The sequence below is a fragment of the Bacillus sp. FSL E2-8887 genome, from assembly GCF_038007205.1.
GTDB lineage: Bacteria > Bacillota > Bacilli > Bacillales > Bacillaceae_G > Bacillus_A > Bacillus_A mycoides.
In genome coordinates, this window is the sequence record NZ_JBBOWS010000001.1 from 1,393,953 (window position 1) to 1,419,276 (window position 25,324).

27 protein-coding genes and 1 pseudogene are annotated in these 25,324 nt (G+C 37.4%); 26 read left to right on the top strand and 2 right to left on the bottom strand.

Annotated features, from left to right (window positions below; translation table 11 throughout):
• Window positions 1–11 precede the first annotated feature (11 nt).
• From NSQ08_RS06995 to NSQ08_RS07060, 14 genes and pseudogenes are all read left to right on the top strand, one after another.
• Window positions 12–788, top strand: a complete 777-nt coding sequence (locus NSQ08_RS06995; protein ID WP_002086470.1) for a TerC family protein — start codon at window positions 12–14, stop codon at window positions 786–788.
• Between the two features lie 104 nt (window positions 789–892).
• Window positions 893–1,085 (top strand): annotated as a pseudogene (locus NSQ08_RS07000) (hypothetical protein).
• On the top strand, window positions 1,054–4,002 hold the full coding sequence (fdhF, locus tag NSQ08_RS07005) for a formate dehydrogenase subunit alpha (protein ID WP_340772881.1): 2,949 nt from the start codon (window positions 1,054–1,056) through the stop codon (window positions 4,000–4,002). The pseudogene NSQ08_RS07000 and the gene fdhF overlap by 32 nt, the downstream one beginning before the upstream one ends.
• A gap of 158 nt (window positions 4,003–4,160) precedes the next feature.
• Complete coding sequence (locus NSQ08_RS07010; RefSeq protein WP_098636164.1) at window positions 4,161–4,643, top strand: DUF1641 domain-containing protein; 483 nt, start codon at window positions 4,161–4,163, stop codon at window positions 4,641–4,643.
• Window positions 4,644–4,818: 175 nt separating this feature from the next.
• A complete protein-coding gene (locus tag NSQ08_RS07015) occupies window positions 4,819–5,163 on the top strand; it encodes a DUF2294 domain-containing protein (protein WP_002064644.1) in 345 nt (114 codons plus the stop codon).
• 16 nt (window positions 5,164–5,179) lie between these two features.
• Window positions 5,180–5,977 carry a formate dehydrogenase accessory sulfurtransferase FdhD gene (fdhD, locus tag NSQ08_RS07020; RefSeq protein ID WP_340772887.1) on the top strand — a complete coding sequence of 266 codons (798 nt, stop codon included), beginning with the start codon at window positions 5,180–5,182 and terminating at the stop codon, window positions 5,975–5,977.
• A 20-nt stretch (window positions 5,978–5,997) separates the two neighbouring features.
• Window positions 5,998–7,014 carry a GTP 3',8-cyclase MoaA gene (gene moaA / locus NSQ08_RS07025; protein ID WP_340772890.1) on the top strand — a complete coding sequence of 339 codons (1,017 nt, stop codon included), beginning with the start codon at window positions 5,998–6,000 and terminating at the stop codon, window positions 7,012–7,014.
• A gap of 218 nt (window positions 7,015–7,232) precedes the next feature.
• A complete protein-coding gene (locus NSQ08_RS07030; RefSeq protein WP_340772894.1) occupies window positions 7,233–8,027 on the top strand; it encodes a formate/nitrite transporter family protein in 795 nt (264 codons plus the stop codon).
• Window positions 8,028–8,069: 42 nt separating this feature from the next.
• A complete protein-coding gene (locus NSQ08_RS07035; RefSeq protein ID WP_340772897.1) occupies window positions 8,070–9,086 on the top strand; it encodes a molybdopterin-synthase adenylyltransferase MoeB in 1,017 nt (338 codons plus the stop codon).
• A 19-nt stretch (window positions 9,087–9,105) separates the two neighbouring features.
• Window positions 9,106–10,419, top strand: coding sequence for a molybdopterin molybdotransferase MoeA (locus tag NSQ08_RS07040; RefSeq protein WP_340780055.1), 1,314 nt, complete (start codon window positions 9,106–9,108; stop codon window positions 10,417–10,419).
• The gene (locus NSQ08_RS07045; RefSeq protein ID WP_340772900.1) at window positions 10,400–10,864 is read left to right on the top strand and encodes a molybdenum cofactor biosynthesis protein MoaE; all 465 of its coding nucleotides are present in this window, start codon (window positions 10,400–10,402) and stop codon (window positions 10,862–10,864) included. The genes NSQ08_RS07040 and NSQ08_RS07045 overlap by 20 nt, the downstream gene beginning before the upstream one ends.
• A gap of 4 nt (window positions 10,865–10,868) precedes the next feature.
• Entirely contained in the window at window positions 10,869–11,105 is a 237-nt protein-coding gene (gene moaD, locus NSQ08_RS07050; protein ID WP_340772902.1) for a molybdopterin converting factor subunit 1, read from the top strand.
• A 48-nt stretch (window positions 11,106–11,153) separates the two neighbouring features.
• Window positions 11,154–11,675 (top strand): cyclic pyranopterin monophosphate synthase MoaC, encoded by a 522-nt coding sequence (moaC, locus tag NSQ08_RS07055; RefSeq protein WP_340772905.1) that lies wholly within the window; start codon window positions 11,154–11,156, stop codon window positions 11,673–11,675.
• A 139-nt stretch (window positions 11,676–11,814) separates the two neighbouring features.
• Window positions 11,815–12,867, top strand: a complete 1,053-nt coding sequence (locus NSQ08_RS07060) for a P-loop NTPase (RefSeq protein WP_340772908.1) — start codon at window positions 11,815–11,817, stop codon at window positions 12,865–12,867.
• Window positions 12,868–12,953: 86 nt separating this feature from the next.
• On the opposite strand, the gene NSQ08_RS07065 is transcribed toward NSQ08_RS07060, so the two are convergent.
• Together NSQ08_RS07065 and NSQ08_RS07070 are read right to left on the bottom strand one after the other, a co-directional pair.
• Complete coding sequence (locus NSQ08_RS07065) at window positions 12,954–13,754, bottom strand: flagellin N-terminal helical domain-containing protein (RefSeq protein WP_340772911.1); 801 nt, start codon at window positions 13,752–13,754, stop codon at window positions 12,954–12,956.
• Window positions 13,755–14,004: 250 nt separating this feature from the next.
• The gene (locus tag NSQ08_RS07070; protein WP_340772913.1) at window positions 14,005–15,132 is read right to left on the bottom strand and encodes a flagellin N-terminal helical domain-containing protein; all 1,128 of its coding nucleotides are present in this window, start codon (window positions 15,130–15,132) and stop codon (window positions 14,005–14,007) included.
• A gap of 256 nt (window positions 15,133–15,388) precedes the next feature.
• Here NSQ08_RS07070 and NSQ08_RS07075 point away from each other — a divergent pair, with 256 nt between their 5' ends.
• The 12 genes from NSQ08_RS07075 to NSQ08_RS07130 all read left to right on the top strand — a co-directional run bounded on the left by NSQ08_RS07075 (window position 15,389) and on the right by NSQ08_RS07130 (window position 25,280).
• Window positions 15,389–16,174, top strand: coding sequence for a lytic transglycosylase domain-containing protein (locus NSQ08_RS07075; RefSeq protein ID WP_340772916.1), 786 nt, complete (start codon window positions 15,389–15,391; stop codon window positions 16,172–16,174).
• Between the two features lie 62 nt (window positions 16,175–16,236).
• Complete coding sequence (locus NSQ08_RS07080) at window positions 16,237–16,461, top strand: flagellar motor switch protein FliN (protein WP_000775712.1); 225 nt, start codon at window positions 16,237–16,239, stop codon at window positions 16,459–16,461.
• Between the two features lie 14 nt (window positions 16,462–16,475).
• Window positions 16,476–17,462, top strand: a complete 987-nt coding sequence (gene fliM, locus NSQ08_RS07085) for a flagellar motor switch protein FliM (protein WP_002141147.1) — start codon at window positions 16,476–16,478, stop codon at window positions 17,460–17,462.
• 10 nt (window positions 17,463–17,472) lie between these two features.
• Window positions 17,473–17,832: a flagellar motor switch protein FliN gene (fliN, locus tag NSQ08_RS07090; protein WP_002064660.1), complete on the top strand. Its 360-nt coding sequence runs from the start codon at window positions 17,473–17,475 to the stop codon at window positions 17,830–17,832.
• Between the two features lie 12 nt (window positions 17,833–17,844).
• Window positions 17,845–18,165, top strand: a complete 321-nt coding sequence (locus NSQ08_RS07095) for a hypothetical protein (RefSeq protein WP_000121176.1) — start codon at window positions 17,845–17,847, stop codon at window positions 18,163–18,165.
• Complete coding sequence (locus NSQ08_RS07100) at window positions 18,162–18,920, top strand: flagellar type III secretion system pore protein FliP (protein WP_002126633.1); 759 nt, start codon at window positions 18,162–18,164, stop codon at window positions 18,918–18,920. Before NSQ08_RS07095 ends, NSQ08_RS07100 begins: the two co-directional genes overlap by 4 nt.
• A gap of 33 nt (window positions 18,921–18,953) precedes the next feature.
• Window positions 18,954–19,229, top strand: coding sequence for a flagellar biosynthetic protein FliQ (locus NSQ08_RS07105; protein WP_002011993.1), 276 nt, complete (start codon window positions 18,954–18,956; stop codon window positions 19,227–19,229).
• Between the two features lie 15 nt (window positions 19,230–19,244).
• Complete coding sequence (locus NSQ08_RS07110; RefSeq protein ID WP_001055697.1) at window positions 19,245–20,006, top strand: flagellar biosynthetic protein FliR; 762 nt, start codon at window positions 19,245–19,247, stop codon at window positions 20,004–20,006.
• Window positions 20,007–20,016: 10 nt separating this feature from the next.
• Entirely contained in the window at window positions 20,017–21,063 is a 1,047-nt protein-coding gene (flhB, locus tag NSQ08_RS07115) for a flagellar type III secretion system protein FlhB (protein WP_002166036.1), read from the top strand.
• Window positions 21,064–21,086: 23 nt separating this feature from the next.
• The gene (gene flhA / locus NSQ08_RS07120) at window positions 21,087–23,153 is read left to right on the top strand and encodes a flagellar biosynthesis protein FlhA (protein ID WP_215591097.1); all 2,067 of its coding nucleotides are present in this window, start codon (window positions 21,087–21,089) and stop codon (window positions 23,151–23,153) included.
• Window positions 23,154–23,167: 14 nt separating this feature from the next.
• A complete protein-coding gene (flhF, locus tag NSQ08_RS07125) occupies window positions 23,168–24,433 on the top strand; it encodes a flagellar biosynthesis protein FlhF (RefSeq protein ID WP_340772933.1) in 1,266 nt (421 codons plus the stop codon).
• Window positions 24,434–24,476: 43 nt separating this feature from the next.
• Window positions 24,477–25,280 carry a flagellar basal-body rod protein FlgG gene (locus NSQ08_RS07130; protein ID WP_340772936.1) on the top strand — a complete coding sequence of 268 codons (804 nt, stop codon included), beginning with the start codon at window positions 24,477–24,479 and terminating at the stop codon, window positions 25,278–25,280.
• Window positions 25,281–25,324 lie beyond the last annotated feature (44 nt).

A 25,324-nucleotide genomic window follows, 5' to 3' on the forward strand; every position in this document is an offset into this window, starting at 1 on the left:
GAGAGAAGCGGATGGATTCAATATGGCTAGAGTATGCTTGGGCATTGTTAATTTTAATCGGATTAGAAGGATTGTTATCGGCTGACAATGCCCTTGTACTAGCAGTTATAGCCAAGCATTTACCCGAAGAAGAGAAAAAAAGAGCTATAAATTACGGGATTATTATGGCCTTTGTTTTTCGATTCGCAGCCCTTTTTGCTATATCATTTATTGCAAATGTTTGGCAAATACAGGCGATAGGAGCAGCTTATCTTCTTTACTTAGGATTAAAGCATGTCATTCAGGCGCAATTCGGAAAAAACAATCAAAATATTCACAAGGAAGATGAAAAGGAAGCAGCAGGAAAAAGCTACTGGTTCACAGTAGGAAAGATTGCATTAGCTGACCTTGCCTTTGCGATTGATTCAATATTAGCCGCAGTTGCTCTTGCTCTGGGGCTTCCGGATTCTCCGCTTGATGATTTCGGAGGTATGGATGGAGGACAGTTCATTGTTGTACTTCTTGGAGGGATAGCTGGACTTATTTTAATTAAATTTGCGGCAACTTGGTTTGTACAATTACTGGAGAAACGTCCAGCACTAGAAACAACAGCATATGCAATTGTTGCCTGGGTCGGCGTCAAACTTGCTGTAATTACACTTGCCCATGAGGATATAGGTATTTTAGATCATGATTTTCCACACAGTACAACTTGGACTTTAATCTTCTACGGAGTATTAGTTGCCATCGCACTAATTGGTTGGTTTGCACCGGGAAGTAAGTCATCTCAGAATAATCCTAAAATGTAATACAAAGGTCAGAGCATTATGTGCTTTGTCCTTTGTAATGATATTTATATTGTGTATTTTTCGATTTAACGCTATAATTACAGTGTTAAAGATGGAATCGTGATATGACCTGTTATGAATCTATCATTTTATTTATGAATAAATGGACTGGTATTTTAGCAAGATGTGCTAATAAACTACTCCACCATGATGATAACGTGCCAAAAATGTGGTGCGTATATTTTCGTGGTGGAGTTTTTTTTATTCTCAAAAAGGGGGAGTAACCATGAACGACAGCTTGGTTCATATTACAATTAACGGCAAAGAGTATAATGCTGAGCCTGGTTCAACTATACTGGGCATTATTAATGAGAACGGAATTGAACATCCACAAATTTGTTACGTGCCGGAAGTGGATCCAATTCAAACGTGTGATACTTGCATTGTAGAAGTGAATGGAAAGCTTGTGCGATCCTGTTCAACTGTAGTGACGAGCGGCATGAATATTGAGTTAGCCTCTATTAGTGCGAAGGCAGCACAACATGAGGCGATGGACCGCTTATTAGAAAATCATTTACTGTACTGTACGGTTTGTGACAACAATAACGGGAATTGTAAACTGCATAATACGGCAGAATTAATGGAAATTGAGCATCAAAAATATCCTTACGAGCCAAAAGTTGATGCAAGCGAAGTTGATATGTCTCATCCATTTTATCGCTATGACCCGAATCAATGTATCGCGTGTGGTCAATGTGTAGAAGTGTGTCAAAACTTACAAGTAAATGAAACGTTATCTATTGATTGGGAGGCAGAGCGTCCTCGTGTTATTTGGGATGAAGGAGTAGATATTAACGATTCTTCATGTGTAAGCTGCGGTCAATGTGTAACAATTTGTCCTTGTAATGCATTAATGGAGAAATCGATGCTTGGTGAAGCTGGATTTATGACAGGGTTAAAACCTGATATTCTTGAGCCTATGGTTGATCTTATTAAAGAGGTTGAACCTGGGTATAGTGGTATTTTTGCTGTGTCAGAAGTAGAAGCTGCAATGCGCGACACTCGTACGAAAAAGACGAAAACAGTATGTACGTTTTGTGGTGTAGGTTGTTCATTTGAAGTATGGACGAAGGGCCGTGAAATTCTTAAAGTACAACCAACTTCTGAGGCACCTGTTAATGCGATTTCGACTTGTGTAAAAGGAAAATTCGGTTGGGATTTCGTTAATTCTGAAAAACGACTTACGAAACCTTTAATTCGTAAAAATGGAGTATTCGTTGAATCAAGTTGGGAAGAAGCGCTTCATGTAGTAGCGAATAAATTAGGCTCTATTAAAGAAGAGTACGGTAAAGGTTCTATCGGCTTTATTTCTTCTTCTAAAATTACGAATGAAGACAACTATGTTATTCAAAAATTAGCACGACAAGTGTTTGAAACGAACAATATTGATAACTGCTCACGTTATTGTCAATCACCAGCGACGGATGGATTGTTCCGTACAATTGGTATGGGCGGAGATGCAGGGACGATTAAAGATATTGCACAATCAGGCCTTGTTATTATTGTCGGTTGTAATCCGACAGAAGGTCATCCTGTGCTAGCGACTCGTGTGAAACGTGCACATAAACTTCACGGTCAAAAACTAATTGTTGCAGATCTTCGTAAAACTGAAATGGCAGAGCGTTCAGATATCTTTATTAGTCCAAAGCAAGGAACAGATCAAGTATGGTTAATGGCTGTTACAAAATATATGATCGATCAAGGTTGGCATGATGAGCAGTTCATCGACGAGAATGTAAACTTCTTTGAAGATTTCAAAGATAGTCTTAAAGAATATACGCTTGAATATGCAGAAGAGATTACAGGTATTTCAAAAGAAACTCTCGTTCAAATGGCCGAGATGATACGTGATGCAGATGGTACGTGTATTCTTTGGGGTATGGGTGTAACGCAAAATACGGGTGGTTCAGATACTTCCGCTGCGATTTCAAACTTACTTCTTGCAACAGGAAATTATCGCCGTCCAGGTGCTGGTGCATATCCACTTCGTGGTCATAACAACGTACAAGGTGCTTGTGATATGGGAACTCTTCCAGGCTGGCTACCAGGATATCAGCACGTTACTAACGACGTAGAACGTGCGAAATTTGAAATAGCTTACGGAGTAAAAATTGATAATAAACCAGGTCTTAATAACATTGAAATGCTTCACGCAATTGATGAAGGGAAAATGAAAGCTATGTATCTTGTTGGAGAGGATATGGCTCTTGTAGACTCTAACGCAAATCACGTACATGAAGTGTTATCAAGTCTTGAATTCTTTGTCGTTCAAGATGTGTTCCTTTCTAAAACAGCTCAATACGCTGATGTCGTATTACCAGCAGCACCATCTCTTGAAAAAGAAGGTACGTTTACAAATACAGAACGTCGTGTACAAAGATTATATCAAGTGCTGCCGGCGCTAGATGAGGCGAAACCAGACTGGTGGATCGTGCAGGCAATTGCTAATAAATTAGGCGCGAACTGGAATTATAATCATCCAAGTGAAATCTTTGCTGAAATGGCAAGCTTATCACCATTATTTGCACATGCAAACTATGAGGTGCTGGAAGGATGGAACAGTTTCCACTGGGGAAGTTTTGATGGAACGAATACGCCGCTGCTATTTAAAGATGGATTTAACTTCCCGGACAAAAAAGCTCGGTTTGCGATAGCTGATTGGGTACGTCCTGCTGAATTTCCAGCAGAATACGATCTTCACATTAATAACGGTCGTATGCTTGAACATTTCCATGAAGGGAACATGACAAATAAATCAACTGGTATTCAATCGAAAGTACCAGGTGTTTTCGTTGAAGTTTCTCCGGAGTTAGCAAGGGAACGTGGAGTGAAAACTGGTTCGTTAGTACGCCTTGTTTCTCCATTCGGAGCACTTAAATTACGTGCACTTGTAACGGATCGTGTAAAAGCGAATGAGCTGTATTTACCGATGAACTCGACAGATAATGAAACGGCGATTAATTTCTTAACAGGTCCTGCCGTTGACTTGCGTACAAACACGCCGGCATATAAGCAAACGAAAGTACGTATGGAAGTGTTAGAAGTTGATGGCGAAAATCCGATGCCAAAAACGAACCCACGTAATAAAAAGCGTCATCCTCAAAACGGAATTGAGGTAAATCGTAAGTGGGATCGTCCAGGATACGTACATTTAACGGATAAAGTGAAACTTTAATCAGTGGGGGTTTTCTTTATTACCCACTGATTATTAGTTGAACCAATCGGGCGTTTACGGGCAGTTGATCCCCCACCTAAATTCTTTGCTTTCGCTGAATTTTGAGGTAGGGTTCTTACTGCCCGTTAATGCGGGATAACTAAGGGGGAGAAAAGAATATGGCAGCACCTATTCAGGCGGTCCAGAAGCAGGAGCTAACTGAGGAAGAACTTAAACAACAAAAACTCGAAGCTTTAAAAGAACTGCTAGCTAATAATGAAGATGCTTTAAATCAAATGTTTAATATAGTAGGTGAATTAAATGACATTGGGATGCTGGAAGCAGCAAATTCTATGCTGAAAGCGAAAGAACCAATCGCAAAAATCGTTCTAGGCCAAGTCACTCGTGAACCAGTTACAAATTTAATTAATAATATGATGGGCGCTGCAGGAGCTTTAACAGAACTTGATCCGGAACTTACGAAAAAGCTTATAGGTAGCGTATTGACAGGTATGGATGAAGGAAATCAGCATTTGCAAAGTAATAAAAAAGTAGGAATATTAGACCTTATGAAAGTACTGAAGGATCCAGATATTAATCGTGCTATCGGATTTGGTCTTCATTTCTTAAAAGGTATGGGTAAAGGGTTAAAAGAAGAATAAATAAGCAACGATAATAGTATTTCATATGTTGTTTGCGTACTTGAGATAATTGTAAAAGATGATCCATTTCGTCTCATTATTAAATTATTTGGACGAAATGGTCATTTTGATAAAATGGTTATGATGGAATAATATTTGAAAAGTAAATATTGATTATCTGGGAAGGAATGAGAGTATGTCAAAAATGGTGCATGAATTTAATGATATGATACGAAAGCTTCGAAAGGATTTATTCGGAAAAGGGCCGGAACGAATTCATACTGTATTTGCTGAAAATATGGCGATTGCTACACTTTATGGGAATTTGACACCTACAGAGAAATTCATTTCAGGAACTATGGAGGGCGCGGAAATGGTTCATATGGCTCGAACGAAAATGATTCAAGAAGTGTATGCTGCTAATTCTCGTGAACATTTAGAAGAACTTGTTGGTGCGAAGTTAGTTCATCTATTTTCTGATATGAAAGTAGATGAAGACATTGCAGTTTCCGTGTTTGTTTTTGATAAAAATATAACGTGAGAGAAGGATGCTCATCGTGAAATCGATTCAGGTGGAACGGAAAATTTTTAAATATGAGCAAGGGGAATTTAAACATATAGAGGACAGCATTGTAACAGAGTTTCCTGTTACGGTTAAAATTAACGGCCAGGAATTTGTTACAATGGTTAGTACTCCAGAGTATATTGAAGACATGGTAATTGGCTTTTTAGCCTCTGAAGGCATTATCCGAAAGTATGAAGATATTGATGAAATATGGGTGCAAGAAAAAGAAGGCTATGTCCATGTAAAAACGACGAAAATCAATCCTTATTATCGTGACATGCAAAACAAACGTTATATTACTTCGTGCTGTGGAATGAGTAGGCAAGGGTTTGTTTTCGCAAACGATGCGCTGACTGCGAAAGAAATGAATGATATTCGCGTACAGATCTCTGCCGAGGATTGTTTTCGGTTAATGAATGATATGCAGCAGTCTGCGTCTACGTTTCAACATACAGGCGGCGTTCATAATGCAGCTTTATGTAATGTGAGTGGAATGGTTTTAAGCCGCATGGATATAGGAAGACATAACGCTTTAGACAAAATTTACGGCTATTGTTTAAAAAATAACATTTCGATTGGTAATAAAATTATTGTTTTTAGTGGACGTATCTCTTCTGAAATTCTATTAAAAGTTGCGAAAATTGGCTGTGAAGTAATATTGTCAAAATCAGCTCCAACTGAGTTAGCATTAGAACTAGCGGAGCAGTTAGGGATTACTACAATAGGCTTCATTCGTAATAAATCTTTAAATGTATATACGCATCCAGAGCGGATTATAAATATAAAATAAGTAGAAACGAGGCAATAATCATGAAATCTGTTACATTAGACAAATTAGATCGTCCTTTAAAGGATTTACGTATTTCTGTTACTGATTGCTGTAATTTTCGCTGTCGATATTGTATGCCAGAAGAAATATTTGGTCGTGATTATTCTTTTTTGTCTAATGATAAAATTTTATCTTTTGATGAAATTGAAAGGATTACACGTATTTTCGTTTCTTTAGGTGTAAGAAAGTTACGTATTACCGGAGGAGAGCCTTTACTTCGAAAAGACTTACCTGAACTCATACAGCGGTTAAACGAAATTGATGGAGTAGAGGATATTGGTTTAACGACAAATGGATCATTACTTAAAAAGTTTGCTCCTGATTTATATAAGGCGGGTTTATCTCGTGTGACAGTTAGTTTAGACTCGTTAAATGAAGAACGATTCTCTTATTTAAATGGGAATAGAAGTAAAGTAAAAATGGTTCTGGCAGGAATACAGGCTGCCGCGGAAGCCGGAATGAAAATAAAAATGAACATGGTTGTTCAAAAAGGAAAAAATGAACAAGATATCGTTCAGATGGCACAATACTTTAAAGAAAATAAGCATATTTTACGATTTATTGAATATATGGATGTCGGAAATTATAACGGCTGGGAATTAGGTGAGGTAGTTTCTAAGCAAGAAATATTAGAAATGATTCATAAAGTGATGCCGCTTGAACGTATTGAAGCGAATTATCCTGGTGAAGTTGCGACACGTTATCGTTATATCGACAGTGATGAAGAAATAGGAATTATTTCATCTGTAACAGATTCGTTCTGTTCATCATGTACAAGAGCTCGTATTTCTGCAGAAGGAAAATTATATACTTGTTTGTTTGCTTCTAAAGGAAACGATCTTAAAGAATTACTTCGCTTTGGATATACGGATGAGGAGATTACTAATGTTATTCGTGACATTTGGAATAACCGTTCCGATCGCTATTCAGAAGAACGGTTAACGAATACAAGTAACAAAGCAATGCCGAAAATTGAAATGTCCCATATTGGTGGTTGAGAAATCACTATGAAAGAAGGTTGTTCGTAGCCTCTTTTTGTTACAGGAAATAATGGAAAGCTTGCAAGTTTTGCAGGTTTTCTATGATTATAGTAAAAATGATGATTGATATTTCTGTAAGAGATATGCAGAGAGATTAAGCAGCATTCAAAAATCCTTACGATGTTAAGGGTTTTTGGTGCTGCTTTTTTTAGATGAGAAAAATGGAGGAATTGGTTATGGCATTTCATAAACCGGAACAAATCGCGGCGCTTGTGATTGAATCCGGTGTTCAAAAGGTAAGGCAACCGCTATCCGCAATGCTTATCCTCGGCTTTTTAGGAGGAGCATTCATTTCGTTAGGATTTTTACTTAATATTCGTGTTCTCGGTAATGTACCGGAGCAATGGGGAAGTTTAGTCAATTTTATAGGAGGAGCGGTTTTTCCTATTGGACTGATGCTAGTTGTTTTAGCAGGGGGAGAATTAATTACGGGAAATATGATGTCAATGTCTATGGCACTTTATGCACGGAAAATTTCATTGAAACATGTGTTAAACAATTGGGCTTGGATCACTTTAACTAACTTTGTAGGTGCGCTTTTCGTAGCGTATTGTTTCGGCCATCTTGGCGGGCTTACAGAGGGTGCGTATTTAAATAAAACGATAGCGATAGCTCAAGATAAGTTACATGAATCTTTCGGGAGAACGTTAATTTTAGCAATTGGTTGTAACTGGCTCGTTTGCCTAGCAATTTGGTTAGCATATGGAACGAATGATTTAATTGGGAAGATTGTTGGGATTTGGATTCCGATTATGGCGTTTGTCGTAATTGGGTTTCAGCAAGTAGTAGCAAATATGTTTGTCATTTCAGCCGTGATTTTTGCGGGTCACCTTACGTGGATGGATCTTGCGAAAAACTTTGTGCCTGTCTTTATCGGAAATTTAATTGGCGGAGCGGGATTTGTTGGATTCGCTTATTTTTCTTGTTATCAGAAACAAAGTGCTATCGAAAAAGATGTATTGAAAAAATAACAGTATATGAAGCTGATTTTTACATGAAAGGAAGGTTACCTCATGATAGAGCGGTATTCACGACAACAGTTGTTTACTCCTATTGGAAAAGAAGGGCAAGAGAAAATTAGAAATAAGCATGTATTAATAATAGGGGCAGGTGCGTTAGGAAGTGCAAGTGCAGAGGCGTTTGTACGTGCAGGTATCGGGAAATTAACGATTATTGATCGCGATTACGTAGAATGGAGCAATTTACAGCGGCAACAACTTTACGCTGAACAAGATGCGATAGAAAAATTGCCAAAAGCAATTGCAGCGCAGAATCGTCTCAAACAAATTAATTCAGACGTGCAAATTCAAGCTCTTGTAATGGATGCAAGAGTAGATAATATGGAAGCTTTACTAGGTGGTGTCGATGTCATTATTGATGCAACAGATAATTTCGATATTCGGTTCGTGATTAATGATACATCACAAAAATATAATATCCCTTGGATTTACGGTTCTTGTGTCGGATCGTACGGTATGAGCTATACAATTATTCCGAAGAAAACACCGTGCTTACACTGTGTGTTGAAAAGTGTTCCTGTTACAGGAGCGACGTGTGACACAGTTGGAATTATTAGTCCAGCTGTTCAAATTGTCGCTGCCTATCAAGTGGCAGAAGCATTCAAAATTTTAGTAGAAGATTACGCAGCAATTAGAAAAACTTTTTTAATGTTTGATATATGGAGTAATCAATATCATTCTATCAAACTAGGGAAAATCAAAACGGAAGACTGTCCTTCGTGCGGAACAAATAGAACTTATCCTTATTTATCATACGAAAATCAAACGAAGACAGCTGTTTTATGTGGAAGAAATACAGTTCAAATTAGACCGGCGCATAATAGACATTACAACTTTGATGAGTTAGAAAAAGTATTAAAGAACCACGGGAAAGTTGATCGGAATCCGTATTTGCTCTCTTGCCAATTAGAAGAGTATCGCATCGTCATTTTTCATGATGGTCGTGTATTTATTCATGGCACGAATGAAATTCAAAAAGCGAAACAACTATACTATCGGTTATTAGGATAATAGAGAGGGATTGGTAATGATGGAAAGAAGAGTGCCAATTACAGTTGAAGAGGCTGTTCGTAAAGTGATGGCATTTGCTAATTGTGGTGTAAAAGAACTAGTACCACTGGAATTAGCATACGGACGTACGTTAGCAGACGATATAGTAGCGGATCACGATGTTCCTTACTTCGATCGCTCGCCATATGATGGATTTGCTATTAGGGCAGAAGATACTTCGCAAGCAAGTCGTGAGAATCCAATCGTATTTGAAGTCATCGGTGAAATTGGAGCAGGTTCCGTATTTCCTAAAGAAGTAGGAGCGTTTCAAGCAGTTCGAATTATGACAGGGGCACAAATTCCGAAAGGATGTAACGCGGTCGTCATGCTAGAACTGACTCGTCATCGTCAATATGACAATATCGCAAAAAGCTATATGGAATTGAAACGCTCATTTAAAGAAGGGGACAATATATCCTTTCAAGGTGAAGATGCTCGTAAAGGAACCGTTCTCGCAAAAAGAGGTAGTTACATTAATCCAGGTATTTCAGCTCTGCTTGCTACATTCGGTTATAGCGAAGTGCCAGTAGCGAAAAAGCCTATCATTGGACTATTAGCGACTGGGAGTGAACTTCTCGATGTAAATGAAGAACTACAACCTGGGAAAATTCGAAATAGTAATACGTATATGATATCGTCTCAAATTCGAAGAGCTGGTGGAAGAGTAAAATACTTCGGGAAGTTTAGCGACGATTCTAATACGTGCTACGAAGCAGTGAAAAAAGCGTTAAGCGAAGTTGATATGTTAATTACAACTGGCGGTGTTTCAGTAGGGGATTATGACTATTTGCCAGCGATATACGAAAAATTAGGTGCATCAGTTCTCTTCAATAAAGTTGCAATGCGGCCAGGAAGTGTCACGACTGTAGCACAATTAAATGGAAAATTATTATTCGGATTATCAGGTAATCCGTCTGCTTGTTACGTAGGTTTTGAGCTATTTCTAAAACCTAGCATTCGTGCGTATATGTTTAGCGAAACACCACATGTACAACGAGAAAAAGCAATGCTCGGAGAAGATTTTCTAAAACCGAATCCATTTACAAGATTTGTACGAGCGAAGCTGAAATATAACGAAGGACAACTAGTCGCTTATCCATCAGGGTTCGATAAATCTAGTTCCGTTTCTTCATTAGCGGAATCAAATATTTTTATCGTACTACTAGGCGGTACGAGAGGATATAAGAAAGGGATGTTTGTAGACATTCTTTTATTAGAAGATAACGAAGGTGGTGAATGGCCATGGACATTCCGCAAAGTAGGGAGAGGTTTTGATGGGACAAGCTCGATTTGAAATTGTAGATACTCCGATTGTAGTGGAAGAAGTAACGAATAAAGTAGCAAGAAGAGAAGCGGGAGCAATTACAACTTTTATTGGAACAGTAAGAGAATTGACGAAAGGAAAACGAACATTACATCTTGAGTACGAAGCATATAAACCGATGGCAGTAAAAAAGCTTGCTGAAATTGGAGAAGAAATTGAGGAACAGTGGCCAGATGTAAAAATAGCAATCACGCACCGAGTAGGCCGACTAGAAATAATGGATATCGCAGTTGTCATTGCAGTATCGTCACCGCATCGTAAAGTGGCATATGAAGCGAATGAATACGCAATTGAACGTATAAAGAGAATCGTCCCAATTTGGAAAAAAGAATTTTGGGAAGATGGAACGAAGTGGATTGGAGATCAACTTGAAAATACTCCATATCCAGAAGGAAAACCAAAGAAAGAAGAATGAGAAGATGATTACAATTTTACTGTTCGCAAATTTACGAGAAGAAGTTGGCTCAGAGAGATTAGCAATAATCGAAAAACGAGAGATAAATGTTCAACAATTAAAAAAATGGCTGAAAGATAAGTATCAATTACAATCGTTAGATAAAGTTATGGTAGCGATTAACGAAGAATTTGTAACGGACGAAGATAGTGTAAAAGCCGGAGACACAGTAGCGTTTATCCCACCTGTAAGTGGAGGTTAATTTTTTCTATTCGAGTATCAAAATTTTCATACGTTAAGGAGGATCATTATGAGTGAATTTTCGCACTGGAACGAAGAAGGAAGAGCCAAAATGGTTGATATTTCTCAAAAGGATATTTCAACACGTACAGCTGTAGCACAAAGTACAATTTCTTTATCAAATGAACTATTTAAAGCAATTCAAAACGGAGGATTGAAAAAAGGAGACCCGCTCCAAATAGCACAAGTGGCTGGCATAATCGGTGCTAAAAAAACGGCGGATATTATTCCGATGTGTCACCCGATATTAATCCAAGGAACAGACTTTACGTTTCATTATGAAAAGACAAGTGATGGGTATGAGTTAACGATACGAGCAACTGTAAAATGCAGTGGGAAAACAGGTGTAGAAATGGAAGCATTAACGGCCGTATCAATCGCCGCTCTTACTTTTTACGATATGTGTAAAGCTGTTGATAAAACGATGGTTATGAAAGAAACATATTTAGTGCGAAAAACGGGTGGGAAAAGCGGAGACTTTTTTCATCCCGCATTAACGGGCAGTAAGACTCCCACCTCAAAATTCGGCTGAAGCAAAGAAGTTAGGTGGGAGATCAACTGCCCGTAAAAGCCCGATTGGTTCAACTAATAATCAGTGGGGGATGGACAAAAACCCCACTGATTAAAGTTTCACTTTATAACGTGAAATAATTACAATGGAAGGAATGTGTATGATGATTACTCACGAACAAATTATGAACGCTCTGAGCCATGTAGAAGATCCAGAATTACACAAAAGTATTGTGGAATTAAACATGGTAAGGAATATACAAATTGATGGTGCAGAAGTTGGGTTAGAAGTAGTTTTAACAATTCAAGGTTGTCCGTTGAAAGCAAAAATACAACAAGATATTGAAGACTCACTTCGAAACATTGGAGCATCGAAAGTTTCCTTAACATTTGGCTCAATGACACGAGAAGAACGTGCGGTATTAACAGCGTCTTTAAAAAAAGAAGCTAGAACAGAAACAGGTATGCCTAGTATGCTCCGACCCGATTCAGGTGTACGCTTTATTACTATAACGAGCGGAAAAGGTGGAGTCGGAAAATCAACTGTAACGATTAACCTTGCTACTGCTTTAGCACGTATGGGCAAAAAGGTTGGGATTTTAGATGCAGATATATACGGATTCAGTATTCCAGCTATGATGGAAACGAATGAAAAGCCAACAATGATCGATCAAACCGCAATTCCAGTTGTTAGTCACGGTGTTAAAATTATGTCGATGGGATTCTTTACAGATGGTAATAACCCAGTCATGTGGAGAGGGCCGATGTTAAACAAATGGATTCAAAGCTTCCTTGCGAACACGCACTGGGGAGAACTAGACTATCTTCTTCTTGATTTACCACCTGGAACAGGAGACGTTGCGATAGATGTCGCTGCGATGATCCCACAAGCGAAGGAAATTATCGTTACAACTCCTCATAACGTAGCTTCATTTGTCGCGTCTAGAGTAGGAGTAATGGCAAAACATACGAAACACGATATTTTAGGTATCGTTGAAAATATGGCATATTACGAAGAACAAGATGGCTCAAGAAACTACCTCTTCGGAAAAGGTGGCGGCGAAATGTTAGCAGAACAACTGCAAACAGAAGTAATCGCCCAAATACCTTTTGCGAAGCGTGAAGAAAATAAAGGCTCATGTGTATATGATGAAGATTCACTTGTTGGAGAGATATTTACTTCTTTAGCGGAGGATATTATTTATAAAGGATAGGTTAATATAAAAGTGGGATACATAGCACGTATGTATCCCACTTTTTGTTTTTAATGGAGTTATTTCAATAGTTTTAAAGGTTATATTTAAGACTGCAATAACTTAGAAACCATTTGTGGAATTTGATTAGCCTGCGAAACCATACTAAGCGCAACTTCAGTTAATAATTTAAACTTTAAAAAATCACTCATCTCTTGCGCCATATCCGCATCTTCAATTCGAGAAGCAGCATCTGTTAACGCTGTGCTCTGACTATTTAAATTCTCCATATTAAATTGCAAACGATTTATCATCGCACCGAGATCAGCACGATGAAGTGATACATTTTGTAAAGCTTCTTCAATTTTACGAATCGCCACTCTTGCTTCTTGCTCAGTTGAAATCTTGATGTCATGTTGTGTAGGGGAAGGGGGAATATGTTTCATGATATCTACTGTATGACCGATATCATCTAACGTAACAGGACGGTTTTGTTCATTGAATACGGATAAATCATTAAACTCAGTCGTCTCACCAATATAGCCAATTTGCTCTGTTAAAGATTGAAACTCTTTATTCAGTGAATCACGGTTTTTATTTGAATTTGTACCGTTCGCAGATTGAACAGCTAAATCACGCATACGCTGCAAAATATTCGTAACAGTTTGAAAAGCAGCTTCCGCTGTACGAAGCATCGATATCGCATCCTCATTATTACGAATCGCAACACGCATACCACTCGCTCTCGCATGCATACGAGTCACAATAGCCACATTCGCCGGATTATTAGAAGGAGTATTTAACTTCTTACCAGTCGCCAAACGCTCCATCGCAACATTCATACGCTTCTCATTCTCATACAACGACTGCCTAGCATTCATACTTAAAACATTCGTACCAATACGCATAATGGATACTCCTTATTTATATATGGTCTTAATGCCCAAAAACGGTTATGAAAAGAAAAGGGACCTATGCTCATTTCCTGTTTGTGTTTTAACATGAGAGGGGATAGAAATAGGCACTGACCGTTTCCACGCATCGCGGATGCTCTCTTCCACCTAAAAAAAGAAAGGTTTTACAAAAAATTCATCTATATAGAAAAAATGAACCTCTCCGCAAGCAGAGAGGTTCATTCATGAAACTAACTCAAATGGCTTATTGTAATAATTTAGAAACCATTTGTGGAGTTTGGTTTGCTTGAGAAAGCATGCTGATACCAGCTTCGTTCAAGATCTTGAACTTAGTCATTTCAGACATTTCTTTCGCCATGTCAGCATCTTCGATTTGAGAAGCAGCTGAAGCCATGCTTGAAGATTGGCTCTTCAGGTTGTTTACGTTAAAGTCTAGACGGTTTAATGTAGCACCTAGAGTTGCACGGTTAGATGCAATTGTATCTAATGCAGCATCGATTGATTTAATTGCATCAGAAGCGTTTGATGAAGATTTTGTAATATTACCTGCTGCAGGTGCAGTATAAGCAGTTCCGATTGCTTGAGCTTTTGCAAGGTCTGGAGCAGCTTCATATGCTTCAATTTTCTCTTTAATATCTTTAATTGCAGCGTCGTTCATTAAATTCTTATCAACTTTGTCAAATGCTGATTTAAAGTTATCAACGGCTGTTTTAATTTGTGCTGGAGTAGAAGTACCAGTTAGTGCACCTAATGCTGTTTTAGCAACACCTACAGCATCTGTATTTGTTTTATCTGTAGCAATGTCTCCTGCTGTAATTGCGATTGTTTTAGTACCAGTTCCTTCAATAGATAATGTATCAATATTTAAAGATTTAGTAGATGAATCAGCTAGATTAATATTGATTTGTTTAGCTGTATCTGCGTTATCTAGAGTTTGAATAGCAATAGATTTGTTATCGCCATTTAATAATTTCTTATCGTTAAACTCTGTGTTTTTAGAAATATAATCAATTTGTTCTTTTAATGCAGAAAATTCTTTATCTAATGCTTTTTGGTTATCGCCAGTGTTCGTACCGTTCGCAGATTGGTTAGCGATGTCACGCATACGAAGTAAGATGTTAGATACAGAGTTTAAAGCTGAGTCAGCTGTACGGATTAATGACATACCGTCTTGTGTGTTGTTAGCAGCTACTCCTAATCCGCTTTCACGAGCACGCATACGAGTTGCGATTGCAAGACCTGCTGCATCGTCAGAAGCGTTGTTGATACGTTTACCGCTTGATAAACGGTCCATAGCGTTACTCATTTTTGCTTGGTTTTGGCGCATGTACTCTTGAGTACGCATGCTATTAATGTTTGTATTAATTCTCATGTTAAGAACCCCCATTTTTTTATATTGATTTTTCTGCAAATTGAAAAACGGTAATATGCGAAAAAATCGATTTCGAGATTTATTGTAATCCTTGCTACAACGGGTGTCAACTAAAAATTCGAATTAATGAATATAAAAAAATAACAGTTTAACAATCTATTCATTTTTTTATTACAATATTATTAAAAGGATTATTGCAAACTTTTTAAAAAAACTCTAATATTAGATTATCTTTGTTTACCGAAAAGGTGATATTATGGTAGTTGGAAATATAGTAAAAGAAGTTCTTGCATATAAAAAAGGACAAATGCAGCAAAAGTTAAGTAGTCCGCAAGCGTTCGTTAGTAGTCGTTTTCAAGATCAATTGCAGAGTGAACCTGTGAAAGAGGCGAAGGTTACTCCGCAGCCGGAAAAAGTAGAAGATATGAGTCAGCCGGTACAATCTACGAAAATAGAAACTGTTGTTAATAAACCGGAAGAATCTATTAATAAAGTAGAGGAAACGAGTAAGCCTGAGGAGAAAGCTGAAACGAAGAAAGTAGATGAAGTACAAGTTGCACAAAAAGAGTTTGAACGACGTTTCCCAGAAACGAAAAATGAGGCTGCTGATACGTGGGAATTAACGAAGAAGTATAATATTCAAAAAATACGTTCTTCCAATGAAGGTAAGTATGAGGATATTATTGATCGTGTAAGTAATACATATGGAATTCCGAAAACGTTAATTCAAAAAATGATTGAAGTGGAGTCTAATTTTAATCCGAAAACGGTGTCACATGCAGGGGCGATGGGGCTTATGCAACTTATGCCAGCGAATGTGAAAGAGATGGGTATAAAAAATCCATTTTCACCAGCTGAAAGTATTGAAGGCGGCGTGAAAGAGTTAAGTGGTTATTTAAAGAAAAATAACGGTGATCTCGTATTGGCGCTTGCTTCTTATAATGCTGGTCCTGGTAATGTGAGAAAGTACGGAGGCGTACCGCCATTTAAAGAAACGCAAGGATATATTAAAAAAATATTAAATATCGACGTTTCAAAATAAGAAATTTCATATATAGAGAGAACATGAAATTTTCGTGAACATGATATGGGAGTTGGCTAGATTTGAAATTACAAGATGATATTCCGTTAACAATTTATTTTGAAATCGGAAATACGAAAAAGAAAATTGAAGATCTGCTTCATATTACGAAAGGTACATTGTATCGTCTTGAAAATTCAACGAAAAATACGGTGCGTCTTATGCTTGAGAATGAAGAGATTGGAACCGGAAAGATTTTGACGAAGAATGGGAAAATGTATGTCGAAATCGTTGAATTGAAAAGGTAGGGAAGGGGATTGTCATGAGTGGCGAAAAATTAAGCCAAGAGCAAATTGATGCCCTGCTGAAGGCGGTAAATGAAGGCGAGGAAATGCCAGCTTTCGCACAAGAAGCAGGGAAGCAAGATAAATTTCAAGAGTATGATTTTAATAGACCGGAGAAGTTCGGTGTTGAGCATTTACGTAGTTTGCAGGCAATTGCGTCTACGTTTGGAAAGCAGACGTCGCAGACGTTGTCAGCGCGTATGCGTATTCCGATTGAACTTGAGCCTTCAACTGTTGAGCAAGTTCCATTTACGAGTGAGTATGTAGAGAAAATGCCGAAAGATTATTATTTATATTGCGTTATTGATCTCGGTTTACCAGAGCTTGGAGAAATTGTTATTGAGATTGATTTAGCGTTCGTTATTTATATTCATGAATGCTGGCTTGGCGGAGATAGTAAGCGTAACTTTACGATGCGTAGACCGCTAACAGCGTTTGAGTTTTTAACGCTTGATAATATATTCTTGCTTCTTTGTAAAAATTTAGAGCAATCATTTGAAAGCGTTGTTGCGATTGAACCGAAGTTTGTAACGACGGAGACAGATCCGAATGCGCTTAAGATTACGACGGCAAGCGATATTATTTCATTACTGAACGTAAATATGAAAACAGAGTTTTGGAATACGACGGTTCGTATTGGTATTCCGTTCTTATCTGTTGAAGAGATTATGGATAAGTTAACGTCTGAAAATATTGTCGAACATTCTTCGGATAAGCGTAAAAAGTATACGTCTGAAGTAGAAGTGAAAGTAAATCAAGTGTACAAACCTGTTCACGTTGCGATTGGTGAGCAAAAGATGACGATTGGTGAGATTGAGAAAATTGAAGAAGGCGATATTATTCCGCTTCATACGAAAGTTTCAGATCAACTACGTGGTTATGTAGATGGGAAACATAAATTTAATTGTTTTATTGGGAAAGATGGAACGCGTAAGGCGCTCCTATTTAAAAGTTTTATAGAGTAGGAGGATCCATATGAAGCATGAAGTATCTCCTGTGTCATTAATGGGATTAGAAGAATTTGCAGGGAAGCGAAATGAAGCGGGTAAAGCGCATATTGATACCGTTTCGGATATTTCGATTGAACTTGGTGTAAAGCTTGGGAAGTCATCGATTCAGCTTGGCGATGTGAAACAATTAAAAGTTGGCGATGTTCTTGAAGTAGAGAAAAATTTAGGACATAAAGTAGATGTATATTTAAGTGATATGAAAGTCGGTATTGGTGAGGCAATAGTAATGGACGAGAAGTTTGGCATTATTATTTCTGAAATTGAAGCTGACAAGAAACACGCGGCGCTTATGAAGGCGCAAAATCAAATGCAGGATAAAGAGTAGAGGAGGAGTCATATGTCGTATATGACGACCTTATTTCAAGTCGTTTTACTGTTTGGTGCGCTCGGCTATGGTGCATATTATATGACGAAAAAGACGCGCAAACAGCAGTTTTTTAAGCAAGGTGAAAACGGCCATATTCAAGTGAAAGATGGTGTTTATTTAAATCATCAAACGAGCGCCTTTTTATTTGAAGTGGACGGGAAGCAAGTATTTACTGTTATAAGTAATAACGGTGTACAATCAGTACAATTAACAGGAACAGGAAATCAGTTTCAACAAGCGCTAGAAGACGCGGTGAAGAGTGAAACGAAAAAAGTAGAGGATCCATCATGAGAATAAAGAAACAGTTATCGTTATTTGCCGTTATTTTCGCATTTTCTATTATTTTTTCATTTGTTTTTGTAAATCCAGCGTATGCAGCCCCGAACGGCTTTATTAATTTCGAAAATGGAAAAGAGTTTACGAGTAATTCAAGTGTACAACTATTCGCGCTCGTTACCCTTCTATCATTATCTTCTTCTATCGTTCTTTTATTTACGCATTTTACTTATTTTATGATTGTTCTTGGGATTACTCGTCAAGGGCTTGGGGTTATGAATTTACCACCGAACCAAGTGCTTGTTGGACTCGCATTATTTTTATCGCTGTTTACAATGCAGCCAGTGCTTGGTCAATTAAAGAGTGATGTGTGGGACCCGATGACGAAAGAAAAAATAACAGTAAGTCAAGCTGCGGAAACGACAGCTCCGATTATGAAAGATTATATGTCGAAGCATACGTATAAGCATGATTTGAAAATGATGCTGAAAGTGCGTGGAGAAGAGTTGCCGAAAGATTTAAAGGATCTTTCATTGTTTACGCTTGTGCCATCCTTTACGTTAACGCAAATTCAAAAAGGTTTACTTACAGGGATGTTCATTTATTTAGCGTTTGTCTTTATTGATTTAATTATTAGTACACTTTTAATGTACCTTGGGATGATGATGGTACCGCCGATGATTTTAAGTTTACCATTTAAAATACTTGTTTTCGTATATTTAGGTGGATATACAAAAATCGTCGATATTATGTTTAAAACGGTCGCCTGAAGCGTTTGATGCTATGTGATAGGAGTCATATAAATGAATACGTCACCAATTATAGATATTTTCCAAACCTTTTTTTATAAAGGGGTTATGATTTTAATGCCGATTGCCGTTGTAAGTATGATTGTCGTTATTATTATCGCCGTTATTATGGCGATGATGCAAATTCAAGAGCAAACGCTGACGTTTTTACCGAAAATGGCGAGTATTGTGCTCGTTATTATCATTTTAGGTCCGTGGATGTTTCAAGAGTTAACGATGCTTATTTTAGATTTATTTGATAAAATCCCATCGCTATTGCGTTCGTACTAAGATAGGTGAACTGAAATGAATATGGAATTATGGGCGGCGACGTTTTTTGCGTTTTGTCGCATTACTTCATTTTTATATTTTCTACCGTTTTTCTCAGGCCGATCAATTCCGGCGATGGCAAAGGTTACATTTGGACTCGCTCTTTCGATTACAGTGGCAGATCAAGTGGATGTCTCTCACATAAAGACAGTTTGGGATGTAGCAGCTTATGCAGGAACGCAAATTGTAATTGGATTATCACTTTCAAAAATTGTAGAGATGCTGTGGAACATTCCGAAAATGGCAGGGCATATTTTAGACTTTGATATCGGTTTATCACAGGCGAGTTTATTTGATGTAAATGCAGGGTCACAGTCCACTTTGCTATCAACAATTTTTGATATATTTTTTCTTATTATTTTTATTTCACTGGGCGGCATTAACTATTTCGTTGCCACGATTTTAAAGTCGTTTCAATATACAGAGGCGATTTCAAAATTGTTGACGACTAGTTTTTTAGATAGTCTACTCGCAACGTTATTATTTGCAATTACATCAGCGGTTGAAATTGCTTTGCCACTTATGGGCAGTCTATTCATTATTAATTTCGTCCTTATTTTAATCGCAAAAAATGCACCGCAATTAAACGTTTTTATGAATGCATACGTAATTAAAATAACGTGTGGTATTTTGTTTATTGCGATGAGTGTACCGATGCTCGGTTATGTGTTTAAAAATATGACAGACGTATTACTGGAAGAGTATACGAAACTATTTAACTTTTTCTTAACGAAGTAGGGGGACGCGCATGGCAAAGGATAATAAAACAGAAAAGGCCACCCCGCAGAAGCGTAAAAAATCGCGTGAAGAAGGGAATATCGCCCGGAGTAAAGATTTAAATAATTTATTTTCCATTCTTGTATTAGCAGTTGTCGTTTACTTCTTCGGAGATTGGCTCGGTTTTGAGATTGCGAATTCCGTAGCGGTGCTGTTTGATCAAATTGGAAAAAATACAGATTCGACCGAGTATTTTTATTTAATGGGCATATTACTTCTGAAAGTATCAGCTCCTATATTAATACTCGTATACGCTTTTCATTTATTCAATTATATGATTCAAGTCGGTTTCTTATTTTCTTCTAAAGTACTTAAGCCGAAAGCATCACGTATTAATCCGAAAAACTATTTTACGAGATTGTTTAGTCGTAAAAGTTTAGTAGATATTTTGAAATCACTGTTTTATATGGGATTAATCGGTTACGTTTCGTACGTTCTCTTTAAAAAGAATTTAGAGAAGATTGTTAGTATGATTGGATTTAACTGGACAGCGTCACTTACTGAAATTATTAGCCAAATTAAATTTATCTTTTTAGCCATTTTAATTATCTTAATCATTCTTTCTATTATTGATTTCATTTATCAAAAATGGGAGTACGAACAAGATATTAAGATGAAAAAAGAAGAAGTGAAACAAGAGCATAAAGATAATGAAGGGGACCCGCAAGTAAAGGGGAAACGAAAAAACTTTATGCATGCCATCTTGCAAGGGACAATCGCGAAGAAGATGGATGGTGCAACGTTTATTGTGAACAACCCGACGCATATTTCAGTGGTGCTTCGTTACAATAAACAAGTTGATGCGGCGCCTATTGTCGTTGCAAAAGGGGAAGATGAGCTCGCATTATATATACGAACGCTTGCCCGTGAACAAGAAATACCAATGGTGGAAAACCGTCCGCTCGCTCGTTCTTTATATTATCAAGTCGAGGAAGATGAGACGATTCCAGAAGATTTATATGTAGCTGTAATTGAAGTTATGCGCTATTTAATTCAAACGAAAGAACTTGAAGTATAATAGCGCGTTTGGAGGGGATCTCTTTGTTTAAGATGGATTCTGCAAGAACCTATTTTTCTATCTTTTTAGCAGCGTCATTCGTTGTGGCGCTCTTAATTCCACTTCCACCATTTATACTTGATATCGTTATCGTTTTTCTACTAAGTATGTCAGTGCTTATTTATATGCGAGCTACAAGTATTAACGAGTGGGATGAATTAAAGTCATTTCCGACGATGTTGTTATTAATCGGGATTTTCCGCGTATCGATTAACGTTTCGACGACGCGAGCGATTTTAACAGACGGAAATGCGGGTCATGTTATTGAAGAGTTCGGCCAGTTCGTAATTGGCGGGAACTTATTAATTGGTATCGTTATTTTTATAGTATTAATCATATTCCAGTTTATCGTTGCAAACGGTGCGTCTCGTACAGCTGAAGTAGCAGCTCGTTTTACACTTGATTCTTTACCAGGGAAACAAATGTCTATCGATGCTGACTTGAATCAGCGTCTTATTACAGAAAAAGATGCACAGGCGAAACGAAAAAAATTAAATATGGAAACAGAGTTTTATGGAGCGATGGATGGTGCCGGAAAGTTCATTAAAGGGGACGTTATTTTCGGGATTGTCATTTTATTCGTAAACATTATTTTCGGTTTAATTGTTGGTATGATGCAGCAAGGAATGAGCTTTGCAGATGCGGCTATTCACTATACACAGTTAACTGTCGGTGACGGAATTGTAAACCAAATCGGTTCGTTAATGCTTGCGATTTCAACAGGTATTATCGTAACGCGTGTATTTGACGGTTCAGCAGACACAGTAACTGAAGGAATCTTTAAAGAGTTATTAGCGCATGAAGTTGTTGTATATGCACTCGGTGGTTTATTTATCGCAATGGGTGTTTTTACACCGCTACCATTTTTACCATTTGCTCTCGTTGGAGGCACGATTATTTTCTTAGGAGTTCGTAATAAAAAGCGAATAAAGAAAGAAAAAGAAGACGAGCTTCAAAAAGAATTAGAAATGATTCAAGGCGATGAAGAGCAATTGCAACAAGTGGAAGATTCATTCGGCGTCTTTACGGATAAATATCCAATTATTGTAGAGCTCGGTTTAGATTTAGCGGCACTTGTAAAGCAGAAGATTAACGGGGAAACAGCTCGAGATAAAGTTGTTCTTATGAGGAAGTCAATTATTACCGACCTTGGAATTAACGTTCCGGGAATTAACTTTAAAGATAATACGAGCTTTAGACCACGCGGACGTTACATTATTCGTATTAAAGGTGCGAAGGCGGCTGAAGGTGTTTTAAAATCAGGTTATTTATTAGCACTGAAAACACCGAATGTAATGGCTGATTTAGATGCAGAGCCGGCGAAAGATCCAATTTTTGGTGAAGATGGATATTGGATTTTGGAGCATATGGTACAAGATGCACAAATGAAAGGCTATCAAGTGTTAGAGCCGCTCAGCATATTAATTACGCATTTAGATGTTGTCGTTAGACGTAATCTTCATGAGTTAATTCAGCGTCAACATGTGAAAGACTTGATTAACTCGCTTGAAACTGATAATGGCGTTTTATTAGAAGAAATTAAGAAGAAAGAAATCGATTTATCACTCGTACAAAATGTTATTAAACAACTTCTGAAAGAAGGAATTTCAATTCGTGATTTACCAACAATTATTGAAGGTATTATTGACGGGAAAGAAATTTATCAAAACCATGTTGATGGTGTAACGGCGTTTGTTCGTGAATGTATTTCAAAAGTTATTTGTGAGAGTGCGAAAAATCCTGATGGGAAAATTTATGCAGCACTCTTCGCTGATTCGCTTGAGTTAGATGCAGATGTTGTTAATAATTCATACCAAGGTTATTTATTAAACTGGGATTTAGATTTAGAAACGCGTGTAGTAGAACAAGTACAGCGCGTTTTCAAACAAGCTCGTTTAATGGGACGAGAGCCAGTATTATTAACGCGTAGAAAAGATTTCAGGTTTGCTATTGTGAGACTTCTTGAACGTTATCAAATAGAAGCTAAAGTATTATGTATTAGTGAATTGGCACCAGAAATTGTTGTAGATCAAATTGCTTATATTGAATAGTAGGAGGTGAAGTAATGGAAAGTACAGAAAAAAAAGAAGCGTTAATGCGAATAAAAGCAGCTTCGAAAAATGAATTGTATCGAAAATTATTTGACCAATATGGTACAGATTATTACTACGTTGTCGATGAAAGTGTAAAACGAAACATCCCTTTTTTTTGGAAAAAGAATTATGAAATGTTAGTCGCTTTTCCTGAAGATAAGCAGGATGAAAATAGCGAAGGAACAACTCAATTTCATGAGCAATTAATGGATGTTGTAGGTGAACCTTCAGAAGAAATCGTGAAGGTGAATGGAATTCAATCTGTCTTGCACAATTTAGAAAACGTAACGACTTCTATGTCATACGCAGCGATGCAAACAGGGAATAGTGAAGAATGGGCAAGAAAAAAAGAGAAACTATTACAACTGTTTGAAAAGGGTATTGTCGTTGTGAAACAAGCTATTTCTGTAAAGAAAGAAGAAGTAGTTATAAAAAAAGAAAACCAGGAATCTGTACCATTTATTATTCAAAAAGTAATTCGGATGTTAGAACAAAACGATGTGGAACAATATTTCATTCATGCATATGCTGAAAAATTAAAAGTGAAGTTTGAGAATGCAACGATGATTACAGAAGAAGAAGTCATCGGATACATATTGGAAGATATGAGATCTCATTTTAATACTGAAAACGTATTTGAGAAAGAGGTACAAACAATTGCATTAATCGGTCCAACTGGCGTTGGAAAAACGACGACACTTGCGAAAATGGCATGGCAGTTTCACGGTAAGAAAAAAACGGTTGGTTTTATTACGACAGATCACTCTCGCATCGGGACAGTACAGCAACTGCAAGATTACGTGAAAACAATTGGATCAGAAGTTATCGCTGTGCGGGATGAAGCCGCAATGGCACGGGCGCTTACTTATTTTAAAGAAGAAGCGCGCGTCGATTATATTTTAATAGATACAGCCGGAAAAAATTATCGTACGTCAGAAACGGTTGAAGAAATGATTGAGACGATGGGGCAAGTAGAGCCAGATTATATTTGTTTAACGTTATCAGCTTCTATGAAAAGTAAAGACATGATTGAAATCATTACGAACTTTAAAGATATTCATATTGATGGTATCGTGTTTACGAAATTTGATGAAACAGTGAGTAGTGGTGAATTGTTGAAAATTCCAGCAGTTTCATCGGCTCCAATTGTATTAATGACAGACGGACAAGACGTGAAGCAACATATACATATCGCTACAGCTGAACATTTAGCAAAACAAATGTTACAAACATCGTAAGAAAAGAGGTGAAGAATAAGGCGCTTGCCTTATTCAAACGAGTATGAACGGTCTTTATATAGGTTCTATGGGTATGATGAATTACATGCAGCATATTAATGTTCATTCGAATAACGTCGCAAATGCCCAAACGACAGGATTTAAAGCAGAAAACATGACTTCTAAAGTATTTGATGTACAAGACACATATCGCCGCGGTGACGGTGCGATGACAAATATCGGTTCGGTTGATTACGCTGTAGTGCCAGCTGCGACGCATGTGAACTTAGTGCAAGGAAATATACAAATGACAAATAGTGCTACAGATTTCTTTTTAGACGACGGTGCGGCTGGCACATCATCATTTTTCGTTACATCTAAAAATGATGAAACATTTTTAACGAGAGACGGTAGTTTTACATTAAATAGTGATCGTTATTTACAAACATCTTCAGGTGCTTATGTTATGGATGTAAATAATGAACGTATTCGTATTCCAGAAAATGTAGATTTCTTCGTATCTAATAATGGAGAAATTTATAGAGAAATTAACGAAGGAACGCTGCAAAAACCAGATATTAAGAGAATAGTAATTGCACAATTGCAAACGAAAACAGTAGATGCAGAAACGAATGCTCGCCTTGTGCAACGAGAAAATAAAAGTTTTACACTAGCAGAAGGTAACATCGCTGATTTACCGAACGGAACAGGAATAGTAAAAAATCATATGCTAGAAAATTCAAATGTGGATATGACGAAAGAGATGGCAGATCTTATGTCGAGTCAAAAAATGATTCAAGCATCGCAGCGCATCATGACTTCGTTTGATAAAATTTATGAAAAAGAAGCGAATGAAATATTGAGATAAAAGACTCCCATTAGCGGGAGTCTTTTTTGTTATTGCATTTATTT

Excerpts from the sequence above, each read along its gene's own strand:
- NSQ08_RS06995 (WP_002086470.1), top strand. The coding sequence starts at position 12 with ATGGATTCAATATGGCTAGAGTATGCTTGGGCATTGTTAATTTTAATC.
- fdhF (WP_340772881.1), top strand. The coding sequence starts at position 1,054 with ATGAACGACAGCTTGGTTCATATTACAATTAACGGCAAAGAGTATAAT.
- NSQ08_RS07010 (WP_098636164.1), top strand. The coding sequence starts at position 4,161 with ATGGCAGCACCTATTCAGGCGGTCCAGAAGCAGGAGCTAACTGAGGAA.
- NSQ08_RS07015 (WP_002064644.1), top strand. The coding sequence starts at position 4,819 with ATGTCAAAAATGGTGCATGAATTTAATGATATGATACGAAAGCTTCGA.
- moaA (WP_340772890.1), top strand. The coding sequence starts at position 5,998 with ATGAAATCTGTTACATTAGACAAATTAGATCGTCCTTTAAAGGATTTA.
- NSQ08_RS07030 (WP_340772894.1), top strand. The coding sequence starts at position 7,233 with ATGGCATTTCATAAACCGGAACAAATCGCGGCGCTTGTGATTGAATCC.
- NSQ08_RS07035 (WP_340772897.1), top strand. The coding sequence starts at position 8,070 with ATGATAGAGCGGTATTCACGACAACAGTTGTTTACTCCTATTGGAAAA.
- NSQ08_RS07040 (WP_340780055.1), top strand. The coding sequence starts at position 9,106 with ATGGAAAGAAGAGTGCCAATTACAGTTGAAGAGGCTGTTCGTAAAGTG.
- NSQ08_RS07045 (WP_340772900.1), top strand. The coding sequence starts at position 10,400 with ATGGGACAAGCTCGATTTGAAATTGTAGATACTCCGATTGTAGTGGAA.
- moaD (WP_340772902.1), top strand. The coding sequence starts at position 10,869 with ATGATTACAATTTTACTGTTCGCAAATTTACGAGAAGAAGTTGGCTCA.
- moaC (WP_340772905.1), top strand. The coding sequence starts at position 11,154 with ATGAGTGAATTTTCGCACTGGAACGAAGAAGGAAGAGCCAAAATGGTT.
- NSQ08_RS07060 (WP_340772908.1), top strand. The coding sequence starts at position 11,815 with ATGATGATTACTCACGAACAAATTATGAACGCTCTGAGCCATGTAGAA.
- NSQ08_RS07065 (WP_340772911.1), bottom strand. The coding sequence starts at position 13,754 with ATGCGTATTGGTACGAATGTTTTAAGTATGAATGCTAGGCAGTCGTTG.
- NSQ08_RS07070 (WP_340772913.1), bottom strand. The coding sequence starts at position 15,132 with ATGAGAATTAATACAAACATTAATAGCATGCGTACTCAAGAGTACATG.
- NSQ08_RS07075 (WP_340772916.1), top strand. The coding sequence starts at position 15,389 with ATGGTAGTTGGAAATATAGTAAAAGAAGTTCTTGCATATAAAAAAGGA.
- fliM (WP_002141147.1), top strand. The coding sequence starts at position 16,476 with ATGAGTGGCGAAAAATTAAGCCAAGAGCAAATTGATGCCCTGCTGAAG.
- fliN (WP_002064660.1), top strand. The coding sequence starts at position 17,473 with ATGAAGCATGAAGTATCTCCTGTGTCATTAATGGGATTAGAAGAATTT.
- NSQ08_RS07095 (WP_000121176.1), top strand. The coding sequence starts at position 17,845 with ATGTCGTATATGACGACCTTATTTCAAGTCGTTTTACTGTTTGGTGCG.
- NSQ08_RS07100 (WP_002126633.1), top strand. The coding sequence starts at position 18,162 with ATGAGAATAAAGAAACAGTTATCGTTATTTGCCGTTATTTTCGCATTT.
- NSQ08_RS07105 (WP_002011993.1), top strand. The coding sequence starts at position 18,954 with ATGAATACGTCACCAATTATAGATATTTTCCAAACCTTTTTTTATAAA.
- NSQ08_RS07110 (WP_001055697.1), top strand. The coding sequence starts at position 19,245 with ATGAATATGGAATTATGGGCGGCGACGTTTTTTGCGTTTTGTCGCATT.
- flhB (WP_002166036.1), top strand. The coding sequence starts at position 20,017 with ATGGCAAAGGATAATAAAACAGAAAAGGCCACCCCGCAGAAGCGTAAA.
- flhF (WP_340772933.1), top strand. The coding sequence starts at position 23,168 with ATGGAAAGTACAGAAAAAAAAGAAGCGTTAATGCGAATAAAAGCAGCT.
- NSQ08_RS07130 (WP_340772936.1), top strand. The coding sequence starts at position 24,477 with ATGAACGGTCTTTATATAGGTTCTATGGGTATGATGAATTACATGCAG.